Source organism: Clostridium lundense DSM 17049 (assembly GCF_000619945.1).
Classification (GTDB): domain Bacteria; phylum Bacillota; class Clostridia; order Clostridiales; family Clostridiaceae; genus Clostridium_AO; species Clostridium_AO lundense.
This window is the reverse complement of the sequence record NZ_JHVC01000002.1, coordinates 137,856-156,321: the sequence shown is the minus strand read 5'-3', so window position 1 is coordinate 156,321 and position 18,466 is coordinate 137,856. Positions and strand designations below refer to the sequence as shown.

Here is an 18,466-nt window from a genome sequence, read left to right as displayed (position 1 = left end):
GTTTTTACTAAGATTATTACTAACGGGGTGATTTTATGGATAATAATATTTTTTCAGGATTGGAGGACTTGGGCTTTGATAACGTTCATAATCTAAAGATATATAAAAAAGATGATCCAACCAAGGATGACGTAAAAGAAGAAAAAAACGCCCCAAAATTATCTCCTATATATGATAAAGAAGTTATTTGTCCAGTATGTCAAAACACATTTAAAGCTAGAGCTTTAAAATCTTCACATTATAGAATGGAAAAAAAAGATACGGATTTTTTTATAAGATACCTTTCAGAAAATCCTTACTTTTATGATGTATGGTTATGTAATAAATGCGGTTATGCTTCAATGAAAATAGATTTTGAAAAAATAAGAGATCATCAAATAGAACTGGTTAAACAAAAAATCACGCCCAGGTGGCATGGTAAAATTTACCCAGAGGTTTATGATGTAGATATCGCTATAGAAAGATACAAATTAGCTTTGTTGAATTATACCATTATGGAAGCTAAATCTAGCAAAAAGGCTATGACTTGTTTAAAAATAGCATGGATGTATAGAATACTAAACGATGCACAAGAGGAACTATTATTCTTAAAAGAAGCTTTAGAAGGATTTAACGATGCCTACTACAATGAAGGCTTCCCTATATATGGAATGAATAGCTTCGCCTTAATGTATTTAATAGGTGAGCTTAATAGAAGAACAGGCGATAACGAAAAAGCTCTATTATGGTTTGGACAGGTTATAACCGCTCCAGCTGTTTCTCCTAAACTAAAAGATTTAGCAAGAGACCAAAAAGACCTAATAAAAGAAGAACAACAACTATTAGAAAAAAAGAAGCAGGAAGAATCTGAAGATACTACATCATCTACAGATAAAGAAGAAGTCCCAACGAAAAAGAAAGGTTTCTTCTCTAAACTTTTTGGAAAATAAAAATATGGTGCATATGCATGCACCATATTTTTTCATTAAATAAATAGATTTACATTTGAGTCTTCAGCCTCTCCAAGATAATATCCAACCCCACCTATCTGTACTCCATCTATAAGTTCTTCTTTTTTTAGTCCCATAACATCCATTGACATTTGACAAGCTACAATATTTATTCCGCTATCTATAGCTGATTTAATAAGATCTTCTAAAGAAGTTATATTTTTATCTTTCATTACTTTTCTTATCATTTTAGAACCCATACCAAGCATATTCATGTTTGAAAGCTTTAACTTCTTACTTCCTCTTGGCATCATTACTCCAAACATTTTGTCCATAAAACCTTTATTAACATTTATTTTTTCTGGTTTTCTTAAAATATTCAATCCCCAGAAGGTAAAAAACATAGTAACTTTTCTTCCCATCGCTGCTGCACCATTGGCTATTATAAAAGATGCTATAGCTTTATCTAAATCACCACTGAATACCACGATAGTCTTATTTTCTTTATTTAAAACATTAACCGTATTTCCTCCTTGATTAATACTTTCTAGTTTTTTGTTTTCCTTCTTTATTAATGCCATAACCATTCCATTCTCTTTTTTAACTTCTAAGAGATTATTATTAGTTCTCTTACACCAAGCTTTTATATCTTCGAAAAATCCTGGATCAGAGGCTTTAACCTTTAAAACTTCTCCTTCTCCCATACATTCCACTGTAGAGTTTACCTGCATTAATGGTCCTGGACAACACAATCCACATAAGTCTATTTCTTTATCCACTTTATCCACACTTTTCACCTCATTACTATTAGGAATTTGTGAATTCATATCCTCTTCTAAACAATCACAACAGTTCTCAATTTTATGGCTATATTCTTTAAATTTATCTGTATCCACTACATCTGGAGTAAACTTACTCATAATATATGTCTTATATCCACCTGTTAAATTCTTAGCCTTAAATCCATTAGCTTTTAAAATTCTATATGCTATATATCCTCTTAAGCCTATTTGACAATAAATTAATATTTCTTTATTCTTATCTAACTCATTCAATCTATCTCTTAACAATTCTAATGGTATATTAATAGAACCGTTTATATTTCCTCCAGCATTCTCCAAGGCACTTCTTACATCTAAAAGTATTGTATTCTCCTTATCTCTCTCATCTATATCCTTTGGCAAAATCATTTCCACCCTATCTGTAAGAACATTTTCTGCTATAAATCCAGCCATATTTACAGGATCTTTTGCTGAAGAATATGGAGGTGCATAAGCAAGTTCTAACTCTTCTAAATCATATATTGTTCCATTTAGTCTCATAACTATAGCTATATCATCTATCCTCTTATCCACTCCGTCATATCCACATGCCTGAGCTCCTAAAATATTACCTTCCTTATTAAATATTAACTTTATACTCATAGGTATTGAATTAGGATAATATGAAGCATGAGATTGAGGATGAGCATATATTACCTTATAAGGAATATTTAATTTACTTAATGTACGCTCATTATTCCCTGTACTTGCAGCAGTAAGATCAAATACCTTTATTATAGCTGTTCCTTGAGTTCCTTTGTATTTAGAATTTAATCCACATATATTATCTGCAGCTATTCTTCCTTGCTTATTAGCTGGTCCCGCAAGAGGTATTGTAGTATTAGCTTTATTTACATAATCTACTACCTCTATAGCATCACCTACTGCATATATATTGGATATATTTGTTTGCATATATTCATTTACTAAAACATGACCCTTAACTCCAAGTTCTAGTCCACTGTTTTTTAAAAAATCTGTATCCGGCTTAACCCCAATAGCCAGTATAACTATATTAGTTTCCAATACTTTACCACTATTTAATATTATTTCTACTTTATCTTCATAATCTTTGAAAGCTTTTACTCCATCATTTAAAATTATTCCTACACCATTATCCTGAAGCTCCTTCTCAGCATAAGTAACCATATCTGAATCAAAAGGTGCTAAAATATGAGGTGCTGCTTCTACTAAGGATACTTTTATTCCTCTGTGAGTTAAATTCTCAGCCATTTCAACACCAATATAACCTCCACCTATAACTACTGCATTTTTTACTTTCCCATTGTCTACATAATTTTTGATAACATCTGTATCTGGTATATTTCTTAAAGTAAATATTTTATTACTTTCTATACCTTCGATAGGTGGTTTAATAGGTCTTGCACCTGGTGAAAGTATAAGATAATCATAGCTTTCCTCATATATACCCCTATCTTTGCTATTAACTTTTATCTTTTTATTTTCATTATCTATTTCTATTACTTCGCTATTTATTCTTATGTCTATATTAAACTTACCTTCCATGCTTTCTGGTGTTTGGACTACTAACTTTTCTCTTTCTTTTATGGTTTCTCCTATATGATACGGCAATCCACAATTAGCAAAAGATATATAGCTTCCTTTTTCAAACATGACTATGTTAGCTTCTTCATCTAATCTCCTAAGTCTAGCTGCTGCAGAAGCTCCCCCTGCTACTCCACCTACAATTAAAATCTTTTTACTCATAATCAAATTCCTCCATAAATTACTTATAAACAAAGTTCTACTCCTGGAACAAAGTCTTTATTAATCTGCATATTCTTTCGTCACAAATACTATAATTTATCTCAAGTCCATTCCTTTCCCCCTTTATTATTCCTGCTGTTCTTAGTTTTTGTAAATGCTGTGATATAGTAGATTGAGGCATACTAAGGCAATTTTGCATATGGCTGACATTACACTGTCCTTTTTCTATTAATCCTCTTACTATACATAACCTAACTGGATGAGCTAACACCTTTAAAACCTCTGCTTTTTCATTAAAATCATCTATATTGTAATTATCCATAATTATCGTCCTCCATCATTATATTTATATATTACGATTTTTGAATATAGTTGTCAATAATTAAACCTACAAAAATTAGATAATTTTTATAGGTTTAAAATCCAAATAATCACAAGAAGTTAAAATATATCCTATTCCATCAATTTCTTCGTCAAGCACCTTATCCTTACTTACATTATGCAAATGACCATATATTACTTTTTCTACGTTATACTCTTTAAATATTTCTACAAAACCAGATTCCCTGCATTTATCATTAGTAGGAGGATAATGGAGCATAACTATAAATTTATTAAAACCTTCCTTAGCAGCAGATTCTAAAGATAATCTTAATCTTATTAATTCTCTGTTATATACCTTTTCATCTTGAGCTGTAAACTTTTCTACTCCAGGACATACCCATCCCCTAGTACCACATATAGCATAATCATCATATGAAAAATAATTATTCTGAATAAAATTCATATCTTCGTACAATTTATTTAACTTAGTAATACTAGTCCACCAATAATCATGATTCCCTTTAACTAATATCTTCCTTCCTGGAAGATTATGAATCCACTCTAAATCCATCATTCCTTCTTCCATCTTCATAGACCAAGATATATCACCTGCTATTAATACAGTATCTTCATCACTAATAATATTTGCCCAATTTTCTTTTATTTTTTCTTCATGTTTATACCAATTGTCTCCAAATACATCCATAGGCTTATCTGTAGTAAAAGCCAAATGAAAATCTGAAATTGCATAAATTGACATTTATTCACCCTCTGTCTATAAGTTCATCTACATCCATCACATAAGCTATGACTTTTGCTACAGCATCATATAAATCATAGGGTATTTCATTACCTACATCTACACTGGTAAGCAAACTAGCTAGTTCCTCATCACAAACTATAGGCACATTATTGTCTTCAGCCTTTTCTATTATTTTGTCTGCAATATATCCCATTCCAGCTGCTGTAACCACAGGAACGTCATACCCTTTTTCATATGTTAATGCTGCTGCTTTTTTCTTTTTCATAAATATTTCCCCCAATTTTTAGGAAGGCCATTATACTTTTATATTAATAGCACCCATATTATTATCATCAAAGAATTCCCTACAGCTAATTAAGTCCAATTCTTCCTTCTTTTCTTCCACTTTCACATATACATTATACCCTGTATTGTTGAGTGCATTCAATACTCTATCTTTTCCACTATCCAAAACTTTTATCCAACACTCATTACATTTTATGTCTATATTCATATTACTATTATTTACTGAAATAAATGCATCCACTACTCCCATATTAATTGTTTTCACTGAGGTAGCAATTTTAACATTTTTACTATCTATCTTTTTTCCTTTTTTTCTTTCATCCTTTATTATTAGTTTACACTCATATTCCCCTTTATTTACATCTACAGGTATATCCATATAATAATATTGATTAGATACTGTATTAAATACCTTAAAATTATTACTCTCCTGTTTTACAAACTGGATTATCTTATCATATGTTTCACCGTTTGTATCATCTTTTCTTTCTATTACTGTTTTGATAATATTTTTCATATCTTCTATCTTAGAATTTATCTCTCCTTTTACCTTATCAGAAAAATTTGCAATGCTATCTTTTATTATTACTTCTTTTTTCACTAATGTACTATTCTTTTGAACATTATTATTTTCTATATCAGCATTCTGCTTTGATGCATTTTTATCTTGTAATTTACCTTCTACATTTTCTTCAGTATTTTTTAAAGTTAATTCTTCTCTATTATTTACTTCTTTGTTCCCATTACTTTCTACAACCTTTTCTTTTAATAATCCTTCTAAAGTCTCCTTCTTTGCCTCAATAGAATAACTCTTCTGTGATCCATTATCTTTATTATCTAATTTCTGAGAAACTTCTTTCTGAGAAACTTCATTATCATCCACGATAGTATTCTCTGACACATTATTTTCTATAGTTACATCCTTATTCTTCATGTTTTCATTCTTATCTGTATTTATAAATTCTTTTATATTTTGCAAACTTTTATATACAGACATAGGTTCCTTAAAAACCTTATTAAAACTTTTTATAGTATCTTCAGTTAAATCTAAATTGTTTTCTAATAAAGTTAAAATACTATCTTCATCTAATTTTTTCAGCTCTGAGAAAAATCCCTTTAAAACACCTTCTGCCTTTTTTCCCTCTAGAGAATCTAAATTTATCCCCCTACTTTCCATGTACTTTTGTATGAAATTCTCCTCTTCTGATGGTCCCTTAGAGACTTTGTTCATAAAATTTAATAATGTTTTTACTTCAGATATATTTTCCTTTGTAAGCTGAATATTATGCTTAACCATTTTTTCTAATACAGAATATTCATCTTTGTTCACCTTTATATTTTCATTTTTTAGTATATTTTCTATTGAATTTTGCTGTGATTTTTCTTCGGAATTTTTATCGTTAACAATGACTAATTGTAGCTTTCCTTCTTCAAAGCCATCAACCTGAAATTTAATAAGACCTGATGGTAGAAACTCCAGGGGATTTTTTAACTTAGCAGAAAATTGCCATCCGTCCATTAATCTCAATAATACTTCTTCACTTGCTTCATCCAAGCTTACTAGTCTTGCTAAGAATACCTCTCCTAGTTGAAAAGATAATGTATTTGTAATTCTTTTCGAATTAAGATTATAGACGTTATTTATGTTCCATATTCCTGCCATAAAATCACCTCCTACCTAGTTATCGTATAAATTTCCATAATACTAAAGCAAACTACATAGTGCAGTTTGCCTTTACATTTAAAATATAATTAATATATTTAGAATTTAAAGTTACATTTAATTATTTTTAGCTAACTCTTTATTAACACTCTCTTCATGAAGTATTGGTGACACACTTTTATAAATGGCCGCTGTTATAATTGATACAAATATACCTTTTATAAAATTGAATGGTATGATAGACCATATTATAAAAGTATTTATATTTGTAATTGCAGGATTAACCTTTTGTGCTAATTGAACAAAAGCAGCTAATGGTATATGAAGTACTTTTTCATATAATGGTAAGAATATATAGTAATTGCATACTCCTGCAACTATAGACATAACTACAGTAGCTATTGCTAGTCCAACTACTGCGGACTTCTTATTTTTCTTATTTTTATATACAAATCCTGCTGTAAGTATCATTGCTGATCCAACTATGAAATTTGCAAGTTCTCCTACAAATGCAGTTTTTGTGGCAAACAATCCATGAAGTATATTTTTTATAAGTTCAATTACTACCCCTTCAATAGGTCCTAATGCAAATGTACCAACTAACGCTGGAAGATCACTTACATCTATTTTTAAAAACTCTGGAAATAAAGGTAATGGCAACTCAATATACATTAGCAAAAATCCAATAACGCTGAGCAATGACACCTTAATCAATCTACTTAATCGGACATTTTTCATTTATTTCACCCTCCTAATTATTATATCTTCTTAAGGTAAGGCATAATAAAAAGCCCTGACAAAATATTGTCAGGGCACAATAAACATACTTACTATTATACCTTCTCTCATCCAGACTTTACTGTCGGCTTCGGAATTACACCGAATCATGCCTTTCGGCTCGCGGGCTATACCGCCGGTGGGGAATTTCGCCCCGCCCTGAAGATACTATTCTTATTATTTAATTTATATTACAACATTATTATATGACATTTTTATTTAAAATTCAATAGTTCTCTAAAAGTAATTATTAGTTAATTTTCACTTCTCATTTTCTTTCATGCTTAATGCTATTCTTTTTCTTTTTTCATCAACTTCTAAAACTGTTACTTGCACTACATCTCCTACCTTAACTACGTCTAATGGATGCTTTACAAATTTATCTGCAAGCTGACTTATGTGTACTAAACCATCTTGATGTACTCCTATATCAACAAAAGCTCCAAAATCAGCTACATTTCTCACAGTCCCCATTAGTACCATACCAGGTTTAAGCTGATTTATATCCACAACCCCTGTTTTAAATATTGGCTTTGGCAGTTCTTCTCTTGGGTCTCTTCCTGGCTTCTTTAATTCTTTTATTATATCATTTAAAGTTGGTACTCCTATATTCAACTTTTCCGCTAAGCTATTTACTTCCATTTGTTGAACTCTTTTATCTATGTCATCCAATCTACTATTTTTTAGATCTTCCATATTATATCCCAAAATATTCAATAGTTTTTTAGCTGCATCATAGGATTCTGGATGCACTGATGTATTGTCTAAAAATTCGCCACTTTCCATTACTCTTAAAAATCCTGCACATTGTTCAAAAGCCTTTGCTCCTAATCTTTTAACTTTAAGAAGTTCTTTTCTACTTTTAAACTTTCCATTTTCTTCTCTGTAACTTACTATATTCTGTGCTATAGATGAATTCACACCTGAAATATATGATAATAAAGAAGGTGTAGCTATATTTAGATCCACTCCCACATTATTAACGCAATCTTCAACTACTCCCTTTAAAGACTCATCTAATTTCTTAGGAGCTACATCATGCTGATACTGTCCTACTCCTATAGATTTAGGATCAATTTTTACAAGCTCTGCTAAAGGGTCTTGTAATCTTCTTCCTATTGATATTGCTCCTCTTATTGATACATCTATATCAGGATACTCTTTTACTGCTAATTCAGAAGCCGAATATACAGAAGCGCCAGCTTCAGATACTATTACATAATATAGATCCTTTCCCTTCTCTTCTTTTACTTCTTTTATAAGTTTTTCTATAACTTCTTCTGACTCTCTACTAGCTGTTCCATTTCCCAAAGAAATTACATCCACATCATATCTGTATACTAATTCTTTAAGTTTTTTAATTGAACCTCCTACATCATTTTGCGGAGCAGTAGCATAAACTGTAGCTATATCCAAAAGCTTACCTGTATCATCTAAAACAGCTATTTTACAGCCGGTTCTAAAACCTGGGTCATAGCCTAAAACTACCTTTCCTTTTATTGGTGATTGCATAAGAAGAGCCTTTAAATTAGCCATGAATATCTCAATTGCTCCTTCTTCCGCTCTATCAGTTAATTCAGATCTAATTTCTCTTTCTATAGATGGATATATAAGTCTCTTTAAAGAATCTGCTATGCTGTTTTCCAAATATGTATCTGTTACTGTATTTCCCTTCAATACTTTCCCTCTTAAATAGTCTATTATTCTATCATTATCTGCTAGAATTTTAACAGATAGTATTTTCTCTTTTTCTCCTCTATTTATAGCAAGTATTCTATGAGAAGGTATACTTTTCAAAGCCTCACTATAAGTATAATACATTTCATATGGAGTTGGTTCTTTACTTTCCCCGCTGGTTTGAATTATTCCTTCCTTATTTACAAAATTTCTAATCCATTTTCTATACTCTGCCTCATCAGATATAATCTCACTTATTATGTCCTGTGCTCCTTCTAAAGCATCCTTTACTGTAGTAACTCCTTTTTCTTCATCAATATATTGGGAAGCTTTTTCCTCAATATTGCCTTTAAAACTTCCTTCTAGTATTAAATCTGCTAATGGCTTTAATCCCTTTTCTATTGCTATTGTAGCTCTTGTTCTTTTCTTAGGTTTAAATGGTCTATATAAATCCTCTACCTCTGTTAGTGTATCACACTTTAATATATTTTCTTTTAAGTCTTCAGTTAACTTTCCTTGTTCTTCTATAATTCTTATAACATCTTCTTTTCTTTCATCCAAATTTCTTAAATATGTAAGTCTTTCTGAGAGTTGTCTTAACGTTACATCTGTTAAACCACCAGTAACTTCTTTTCTGTATCTGGCAATAAAGGGAATAGTATTACCCCCATCTAATAATTCTATAACGCTTTTCACCTGATTTATACTAACATTTAACTCTTTACTTAATCTTTCCTCTATGCTTCTCATATTTTCCTCCATTTTTTTTACTTTTTTCCAATAACTTATGGTCAAAATTATTTTACAACAGTTATATACTATTTTGCAATGTAATATATATCTTTTAGAAGATATTAATTTTATTAAGGAGATACCAATGTTTAAAAAAATTCTTAGCTATATTATAACTCTTTTTCTTATAATATTTTACTTTAGTTTTAACCTATTCTTGAATATAAAACCCTTTAATAGTTATTCTGTTAAAAAAAATATAGAATATTTATCCTCTGATGAATTAAAGGGTAGGTTAGCAGGATCTATAGAAAATTTAGAAGCAGCAAATTTTATCAAAAATAAATTTATGGAAAATAAAATTGATCCTTTCAACGAAAACTATTATCATAGTTTTTCTACATTTTATCCTGAAAAATTAAATGAAAAACCTTATCTAAAGGTTATTAATAAGCAGAATGAGTTAATAAAAGAATATATTTATTCAAAAGACTATAAAGAAGATATGATAAACTTTAGAAAGAACAAATTAACTTTTAATAAAGCAGACAACATATCTCTTGATGATAACTTTTTTACAGTAAACTCTTCCAAGGGTAATTTTGCATTCTTTGTCCCTGAAAATGATAATTTGGAGTTTAGGAGCTCTTTCTCACATAACAGCAGAATAGATATGGGTATAATGCTTACTAGTTATGTAAAAGGAGAAATTATTAATTATATAAATAAGGGATATAAAATTGACTGCTATATACCTTTTACAGTAAAAGAAACAAATATTAATAATGTAATAGGTATTGTTCCAGGAAAAGATACTTCTTCATCACCTATTATAATATCGGCTCATTTTGATCACTTAGGTACAGATTTGAAAAATACAGTATATCCAGGAGCTTTAGATAATGCATCTGGAATATCTTTTGTAATAGAGATGAGCAAATACTTAAACTCCATAGGTAAACCAGATAAAAACATAATCTTTATAGCCTTCAACGGGGAAGAATTTGGTTGCTTAGGGTCCAATGAATTTGTTAAAGAAAACTTTAAAATACTACAGAATAGTAAAGTTTTTAATTTTGACATGATAGGAACTAATAATTCTATTCCATTGTGTATTATGGGCGGAGAAAATAACTCTAAAAATTCTCCTCTTATAAAATCTGCTGCTTCTGTGTGTGCTAAAGAAAAAATATACTTTGATTATCTATTCCAGGATTCTAGTGATCATGAGGCTTTTACAACTGCTGGCATTGATGCAATAACATTTATAGATAACGACTCAACTCGTATTCATACACCTAATGACAAAGCTTCCTTTATAAGTACTAAATCTATAGATAGGTGCTTTAATATAGCCTCTAAAGAAATTATTAAATATGCTTTTGATAATAACCCTCTAATTATATATTATAAGGCATTTTGTATTATTTCTTTAATAACCATATTACTTCTATTTCATTTAAAAATTAAAAGGTGCTAACATATAGCACCTTTTGATATATTACTGCTGTTTTTGCTTAAGATATTCATTTATAAATAAATCTATATCTCCATCCATAACTGCACCTAAATTACTTGTTTCTGCTCCAGTCCTATGATCCTTAACTAGATTATATGGATGGAATACATAGGAACGTATTTGACTTCCCCAACCCATATCCTTTAGCTCTCCAGTTAAATCCTCTATTTTCTCTTTATGCGCAGCTTCTTTCAATTCTACTAATTTTGATTTCAACATTTTAAGAGCAGTTTCCCTATTAGAATGCTGACTTCTTTCATTTTGACATTGAACTACTATTCCTGTAGGTATATGAGTCATTCTAATAGCTGATTCCGTTTTATTTACATACTGTCCACCTGCACCACTTGCTCTGTAGGTATCTACTTTTAAATCCTCTGGTCTGATTTCTATATCTTGACTTTCTGTAAGCTCAGGCAATATTTCAAGAGATGCAAAAGAAGTTTGCCTTTTGCCATTAGCATTAAACGGGGATATCCTTACTAATCTGTGTATACCCTTTTCAGCTTTCAGATATCCATAGGCAAAATCCCCAATAATTTTAAGAGTAACACTTTTTATTCCCGCTTCATCTCCTGGAAGTAGGTCTATAGTTTCTACCTTATATCCCTTTTTTTCTGCCCATCTTGTATACATTCTTAGTAGCATTTCAGTCCAGTCTTGAGCGTCTGTGCCTCCAACTCCAGCATGTAAAGTAATAATAACATTATTTCTATCATATTCTCCTGATAATAAGACCTCTACTCTAAAAGCTTCTACAGTATTTTGTAGGTCACTTACTTCTCCTAATAAGTCAACTAAGGAAGATTTATCTTCCTCTTCCTTAATTAACTCTATTAAAACCTTGGCATCTTCTATTCTTCCTAAAAAGCTATTGTATTTGCTTAATCTTTCCTTTAAAAACTTTTCCTCTTGAGTTACTTCTTGAGCCTTTTTTAGGTCACTCCAAAAATTAGGCTCCTGCATCTTATTTTGCAGCTCTTCCACTCTATAGTTTAAGGAAACTAAGTCAAAGTGAATCACCAATCTCTTTAAGTGTAACTTCCATTGAGTTTAACTGGCCTAAAGCCTCTTCTAACTCCAATAACACTTTATATCAACTCCTATTATGCTTCTCTTCCACAACAATTTTTATATTTTTTACCGCTTCCACATGGACAAAGATCATTTCTTCCCACTTTATTTTCTTTTCTTACAGGTTCCTTTTTAACTGAACCATCACCATCATAATTTGTAGCAGTTTCTTTAGCTACTCTTTCTCTTTCTGGTGCTCTTTGTATCTGAACATGGAAAAGGTACTTAATAGTTTCTACTCTTATATTATAGATCATTTCATCGAACATTTGGCTTCCTTCAAATTGGTAAGCTTGAACTGGATCCTGTTGTTTATATGCTCTAAGACCAATACCTTGTTTTAAATGATCCATATCATCTATATGATCCATCCATTTTGTATCAACAACTCTTAAAAGAATTACTCTTTCAATTTCTCTCATCTGTTCAGGACCAAATTCTTCTTCTTTTTCCTCATACATATTGAAAGCTATTGTATATAGTTTCTCTTTTATTTCATCATTTGATAGTTTAGCTAAATCATCAACATTTACATAATCCTTTGGAAGATATATATCTTCTAAGTAATGAACTAAATTTCCTAATTCATTTTCAAATTCTTCTTCCACTCCAGAAATGTGTGAATCTACTGCTGAATAAACCACATCTTTCACCATTTCTTGAACTTGATCTTTTAAATCTCTTCCTTCAAGAACTTCGGATCTCTGTTTGTAAATTATTTCTCTTTGCTTATTTATAACATCATCATATTGTATTAATGTTTTTCTTATATCAAAGTTATTTCCTTCTACCTTCTTCTGTGCATTTTCTATAGCACCACTTACCATCTTACTTTCTATAGCTTCATCATCTTCAAGGCCTAATTTTTCAACTATGCCCTTTAGCTTATCAGAACCAAATATTCTCATTAGATCATCTTCTAAAGATACATAGAATCTTGATTCACCAGGATCTCCTTGACGACCAGAACGTCCTCTTAGCTGATTGTCAATTCTTCTTGATTCATGTCTTTCTGTACCGATTATCTTAAGTCCACCTGCTTCTACTACGCCTTCTCCTAGCTTAATATCAGTACCACGTCCTGCCATATTCGTAGCAATAGTTACCATAGCATATTCACCAGCATGAGATACTATTTCTGCTTCTTTTTCATGATATTTAGCATTAAGAACTTGATGACGAATTCCTCTCTTTTTAAGCATTTCTGAAAGTAATTCTGATTTCTCTATACTTACTGTACCAACAAGTATAGGCTGACCTTTCTTATTAGTTTCTACTATTTCATCAACTATAGCCTTAAACTTTCCTTTAGCAGTCTTATAAACTAAATCTGGCTGGTCTATTCTTACAACTGGCTTATGTGTTGGAACTACTATTACGTCAAGACCATATATTTGTCTAAATTCACCTTCTTCAGTTTGGGCAGTACCTGTCATACCAGATAATTTTTTAAACATTCTAAAGTAATTCTGGTATGTTATAGTTGCTAAAGTTTTTGATTCTCTTTCTACTTTTACTCCTTCTTTAGCTTCTATGGCTTGATGAAGACCATCACTATATCTTCTTCCTTCCATAACCCTTCCAGTAAATTCATCTACTATCATTACTTCGCCGTCTCTTACTATATAGTCTTTATCCATTTTCATCATATAATTAGCTTTTAACGCCTGAACAACATGATGTTGAATTTCCATGTTTTCTGGATCTGCGTAATTTTCTAATTTGAAATAAGCTTCTGCTTTATCTACACCCTCATCTGTAAGTATTACTGAATTAGCCTTTTCATCTACAGTAAAATCTTTATCTTTATTTAATGATTTTGCAAAGTAATCTGCTACTTTATAAAATTCAGTAGATTTTTCTCCTTGACCTGATATTATAAGGGGAGTTCTTGCTTCATCTATTAAAATAGAGTCAACTTCGTCTACTATAGCGAAGTTAAGATCTCTTTGTACTTTTTCTTCTTTATAAATAACCATGTTATCTCTTAAGTAATCAAATCCAAATTCACTATTTGTTCCATAGGTAATATCGCAATTATAAGCTTCCTGTCTCTCAGCTTGCTCTAAATCATGAAGTATAACTCCTACAGTTAATCCTAAAAACTCATATAAAGGAGCCATAATTTCTTTATCTCTTTTTGCAAGATAATCATTAACTGTAACTATGTGAACGCCTTTTCCTGCAAGGGCGTTTAAATATGCTGGTGCGGTAGCCACTAATGTCTTACCTTCACCAGTCTTCATCTCCGCAATTCTTCCTTGGTGAAGAACTATACCACCCATAAGCTGTTCTCTGAAGTGTTTAAGACCTAATGTTCTATCTCCAGCTTCCCTAACAACAGCAAAAGCCTCTACTAATATATCATCTAAGGTTTCACCTTTTTCTAATCTTTCCTTAAATTCATCAGTTTTTGCTCTTAACTGCTCATCTGTTAAGGCCTGCATTTTTGAATCTAATGAATCTATTTTATCTACTAATGGCACTATTCTTTTTACTTCTCTATCGCTATATGTTCCAAAAATTTTTTCAAAAAGTCTCATTTTTTTCCATCCTCACTATTATATTTTCAATATAGTATATACTTTATAAATTATAACACCTATTTTATATGTGTTCAACTTATATACTGACAAATATGAAATTGTTAAATAATATTTTACAATAAATACAATTAGGTATTATAATAAAAGTAAGATTAAATTGGAGTGATATTATGCTATCTCATTTAAATAACTATATCTTTTATGTAGAAAATGCTCTTTTAAATAACAATGAATTAAAGAAGGAATGTTTAAAATTTATAAACAGAGTCCCTATGTCCAAGTGTTACTTTTTCACTCATGATTGCGATCTAAGTAAAAGGTCCTTGTATAAAACATTAATATCAAATGGCGTTTCATGTGATTTTGATAATATACTAACACCTACTTATCTCCTATTAGACCATTGCAAAAATCTATATGATAATTTTACTATATACCCAATAAGTACTACAAATGACTTAGACGACTTTTATCTTCAAAATATACATATAGATTATGACAATCCCTCTCTTATTTTTATTTCTACTACTAATATCACAAAAGATAACTTAAAAACAATAAACGAACTCAATGTCCCCCTTGTTTTCTCTTCAAATCTTTGTGCTAATAGGTTTTATAATTGTAATATGTGTAATAAGGACTGTAGCTTAAAATATATAAAGACTTTTTATAGTAATAGAATAATTATCCCAGACCTTCCGCCACTTTATAATAGTGTATATTTATTTAAAAGACTTAACATAGAAACAAAAAATACTATTGTTATTGCAGATTTTCTTAGAGATGATTATATGCAATTTCAAAGATTAGGATGTAAACTTATTCTCTTATTAACAAATAAATTTACCTTTGATGACTATATTAGATCTCCCTACGATTCAAATCTAGTTATAGATAGCTTTGAAAATTTATTATATTTTCTAAACTTAAAAGAGGAGGTGTAACCTCCTCTTTATTATTCAAATTCTGGCTCTATTAAACCATAATTACCATCTTTTCTTTTATAAACTACATGTACTTCCTGAGTATCTGCACTTTCATATACAAAGAAATTATGTCCTAAAAGTTCCATCTGCAAAACTGCCTCTTCTTCTGACATTGGCTTAATTGCAAATTTTTTAGTTTTTACAATTCTTGACTCTTGGCCACTTCTATCATCTATATCTGGTATAGTTTGAAATTTAAGTGAATCTCCATGATTTCTTCTTTGGAGTTTAGTTTTTTGTTTTCTTATTTGTCTTTCTAATTTATCAATTACCAAATCTATAGAAGCATACATGTCTTCATTTGACTCTTCTCCTCTTAATATTACGCCATTAAATGGAATTGTAACTTCTATTATTTGTCTATTTTTTTGAACACTCAATGTAGCATGGGCCTCTACATCAGGATTAAAATACTTGCTCAATTTTTCCAGCTTTTTTTCCACCATATTTCTTAACGCATTAGTTATTTCAATATTTTTTCCTGTTACTGTAATTCTCATACCTTCAGCCCCTCTCCTTACCCCTATGGAGTAATGTTATGTTTTATTAATTATATTTTAATACTATTTACGTGAAATAACAAGATGAATTATTTAAATTTACAAAATATTAAAATAAATGTTGTTATTATTACTTAAGCTTTCTTATTTTTTCTTATAAATTCATTTTTATTACCTTCAAAAAAATTTTAAGTCCTTATTTCAATAAAGAAATAAGGACTTAAAATATTAAGTTAGCTGACCTGATCTTTGACCCCACACTCGCCTGCTGGAACTTTTGCTACCCGGAATTAACCTCTCACTACTAATCCTCTCGTTATTTTTTAACGGCAGGACTTACTTCTAAGCCGCACCATGCTCATTAAACATTTTATTTAACTTACGTGGATCGTTTCGCCTGCGACTGGCATCGACTTTCAATCACAAACCTAACCTAATATAATAAAAATTATACATTACTTTTAGCTGCAGTCAAGATATTTATTTCTCTCACTCCGCCTTTAAGTAACTCCCTAGCACAATAAAACGCTGTAGCACCAGTGGTTATAACATCATCTATTAAAATTATTTTTTTATTATTTAATTTTTGTTTATTAATAACTTTAAAAGAGTCTTTAATATTTTGCCATCTTTCTTCTCCATTTAATCCAATCTGATCCTGGGTATTTTCTATCTTTTTTAAAGTCCTTATTATAGGTATATTTAGCTCTTTCCCTATATTTCTTGCCAAACATTCACTCTGATTGTATCCTCTTTTTCTTAAAGCCTTTCTACTCATAGGTACATATGTTAAAATATCACAACAAATATTTTCCTCTATTATTTTACTTATCATATAATTACTTAATATTTCACCAGAAACAAAATCACTTTTATACTTTAACCTAAGTATTAATTCTTTCATAGTTCCAGCATAATACGCTGCACTATAATATTTGAAATCAATATTATTATGATTTAGTATATAACTATTATAACAAAGCTTAATTCTAGATGAACACTTTTCACATAGAGTTCCATCTTGTGAATACACTTTGCATATTGGACATTCAGCCTCTTCACTATATACTACCGAACAGATTCCTTCCTTAATAAGATCTAAATACTTATTAATCCTTTTTCCCAAGCTTCTTTATTAAAGTTCCTTATTATATTTTTAGCTCTATCCATATGTTCTGTTTCCTCATTTCCTAAAAAGATTACTTCTCTCATAATATTCTTTTTAATCAAGGCTGATTCCCCACAGAAATAAACAAGTTTTTTATAGTTAAAAGTATAATCATCTGCAAAAAATACTATTTCATTTGTTTCTCTATCTTCTGTAATTCTATAAGTTTTTTCTTTAAAATCATCTGTTATTATTATACCCCTCTTCATTTTCATAAAATTAAATATTGTTTTTAAATCTTCACTTTCCTTAAAAAAATAAAATAAGCTTCTATTTATATCTTTAAAATATACACTTAAATATCTAAATACATTACTAAGCTTCTGTTTATCTGGCACATAAATTATAGCTTTTTTTTCATATTCTATATTCCACTTTAAATACTCATAAATGTTGTATGGCACATCGCTATTTAAATTTATTTTTGTAACTACTATTCTTGGTTCTATAATCGGCATCCTATTGTCACAAATGGGCAATAATACTTCTCTTTTATTTTTGAATATGCTTTCTACAGAAAAGATTATAAATTTACCTCTTTCCCTACAATTTCTAGCCATTATACGTATAATTTCATCTTCAGTATAAATAGGCAAACTTCTAACATCATCATAAATTACCAAATCAAACTTATCACCTATATTTGAAGCATTTTTATAATTAGAAACTATTAATTTTTTCTGTAACTCTACTCTATTACTTCTTAAATATGCATAATTTTTAGAATCAGTATATTTCCTTATATTAGCTATAATATCTATATATTCCTCTCTCTCATTAGTTATATATAAAACTTTCTTACCTTTATTAATATAGCTATTTATAGCCTTAATAAAAATTAATGTTGAGTTATGAGGCACTGTAATAACATTTAAAAATTGTTCACTACTATAATGCAACCAATTTTCAATATAATTACTTATCTTTTCTACTTCTAAGGAAAACTTGAAACTTCTATTTATAGGCATAACCAA

At 29.9% G+C, this 18,466-nt stretch carries 15 protein-coding genes and 1 riboswitch; of the genes, 3 read left to right on the top strand and 12 right to left on the bottom strand.

What is annotated here, in order from left to right; all coding sequences use genetic code 11:
• Positions 1-35 precede the first annotated feature (35 nt).
• On the top strand, positions 36-929 hold the full coding sequence (locus tag T514_RS0104545; protein WP_027623705.1) for a DUF2225 domain-containing protein: 894 nt from the start codon (positions 36-38) through the stop codon (positions 927-929).
• Positions 930-964: 35 nt separating this feature from the next.
• Here T514_RS0104545 and T514_RS0104540 read toward each other — a convergent pair whose 3' ends face one another.
• The 7 genes from T514_RS0104540 to T514_RS0104510 form a co-directional block, all read right to left on the bottom strand.
• Entirely contained in the window at positions 965-3,478 is a 2,514-nt protein-coding gene (locus T514_RS0104540; protein WP_027623704.1) for a CoA-disulfide reductase, read from the bottom strand.
• Positions 3,479-3,515: 37 nt separating this feature from the next.
• On the bottom strand, positions 3,516-3,800 hold the full coding sequence (locus T514_RS0104535; protein ID WP_027623703.1) for an ArsR/SmtB family transcription factor: 285 nt from the start codon (positions 3,798-3,800) through the stop codon (positions 3,516-3,518).
• A gap of 75 nt (positions 3,801-3,875) precedes the next feature.
• Positions 3,876-4,562: a metallophosphoesterase gene (locus T514_RS0104530; RefSeq protein WP_027623702.1), complete on the bottom strand. Its 687-nt coding sequence runs from the start codon at positions 4,560-4,562 to the stop codon at positions 3,876-3,878.
• A gap of 4 nt (positions 4,563-4,566) precedes the next feature.
• Complete coding sequence (locus T514_RS0104525) at positions 4,567-4,830, bottom strand: EscU/YscU/HrcU family type III secretion system export apparatus switch protein (protein WP_027623701.1); 264 nt, start codon at positions 4,828-4,830, stop codon at positions 4,567-4,569.
• Between the two features lie 30 nt (positions 4,831-4,860).
• A complete protein-coding gene (locus T514_RS0104520; RefSeq protein WP_027623700.1) occupies positions 4,861-6,513 on the bottom strand; it encodes a hypothetical protein in 1,653 nt (550 codons plus the stop codon).
• Positions 6,514-6,630: 117 nt separating this feature from the next.
• Complete coding sequence (locus T514_RS0104515; protein WP_027623699.1) at positions 6,631-7,251, bottom strand: ECF transporter S component; 621 nt, start codon at positions 7,249-7,251, stop codon at positions 6,631-6,633.
• Between the two features lie 95 nt (positions 7,252-7,346).
• A riboswitch (FMN riboswitch) is annotated at positions 7,347-7,461 on the bottom strand.
• A 90-nt stretch (positions 7,462-7,551) separates the two neighbouring features.
• A complete protein-coding gene (locus T514_RS0104510; protein WP_027623698.1) occupies positions 7,552-9,717 on the bottom strand; it encodes a Tex family protein in 2,166 nt (721 codons plus the stop codon).
• 127 nt (positions 9,718-9,844) lie between these two features.
• Between T514_RS0104510 and T514_RS0104505 the strand changes: the two genes are divergently transcribed.
• Positions 9,845-11,179: a M28 family metallopeptidase gene (locus T514_RS0104505; RefSeq protein WP_027623697.1), complete on the top strand. Its 1,335-nt coding sequence runs from the start codon at positions 9,845-9,847 to the stop codon at positions 11,177-11,179.
• Between the two features lie 21 nt (positions 11,180-11,200).
• Here the strand turns inward: T514_RS0104505 and prfB are convergent.
• Together prfB and secA are read right to left on the bottom strand one after the other, a co-directional pair.
• Positions 11,201-12,308 (bottom strand): peptide chain release factor 2 gene (prfB, locus tag T514_RS0104500; RefSeq protein WP_423219344.1). Its coding sequence is split into 2 segments (ribosomal slippage): positions 11,201-12,229 and positions 12,231-12,308, totalling 1,107 coding nucleotides; the frame shifts between segments, so codons are not numbered across the junction.
• Between the two features lie 16 nt (positions 12,309-12,324).
• Complete coding sequence (gene secA / locus T514_RS0104490) at positions 12,325-14,835, bottom strand: preprotein translocase subunit SecA (protein WP_027623695.1); 2,511 nt, start codon at positions 14,833-14,835, stop codon at positions 12,325-12,327.
• A gap of 173 nt (positions 14,836-15,008) precedes the next feature.
• Between secA and T514_RS0104485 the strand changes: the two genes are divergently transcribed.
• Complete coding sequence (locus tag T514_RS0104485; RefSeq protein WP_027623694.1) at positions 15,009-15,782, top strand: hypothetical protein; 774 nt, start codon at positions 15,009-15,011, stop codon at positions 15,780-15,782.
• Between the two features lie 11 nt (positions 15,783-15,793).
• On the opposite strand, the gene hpf is transcribed toward T514_RS0104485, so the two are convergent.
• From hpf to T514_RS0104470, 3 genes are all read right to left on the bottom strand, one after another.
• On the bottom strand, positions 15,794-16,324 hold the full coding sequence (hpf, locus tag T514_RS0104480; RefSeq protein WP_027623693.1) for a ribosome hibernation-promoting factor, HPF/YfiA family: 531 nt from the start codon (positions 16,322-16,324) through the stop codon (positions 15,794-15,796).
• A 448-nt stretch (positions 16,325-16,772) separates the two neighbouring features.
• A complete protein-coding gene (locus T514_RS0104475; RefSeq protein ID WP_027623692.1) occupies positions 16,773-17,450 on the bottom strand; it encodes a ComF family protein in 678 nt (225 codons plus the stop codon).
• Entirely contained in the window at positions 17,423-18,460 is a 1,038-nt protein-coding gene (locus T514_RS0104470; RefSeq protein WP_027623691.1) for a hypothetical protein, read from the bottom strand. Before T514_RS0104470 ends, T514_RS0104475 begins: the two co-directional genes overlap by 28 nt.
• Between the last annotated feature and the right edge of the window lie 6 nt (positions 18,461-18,466).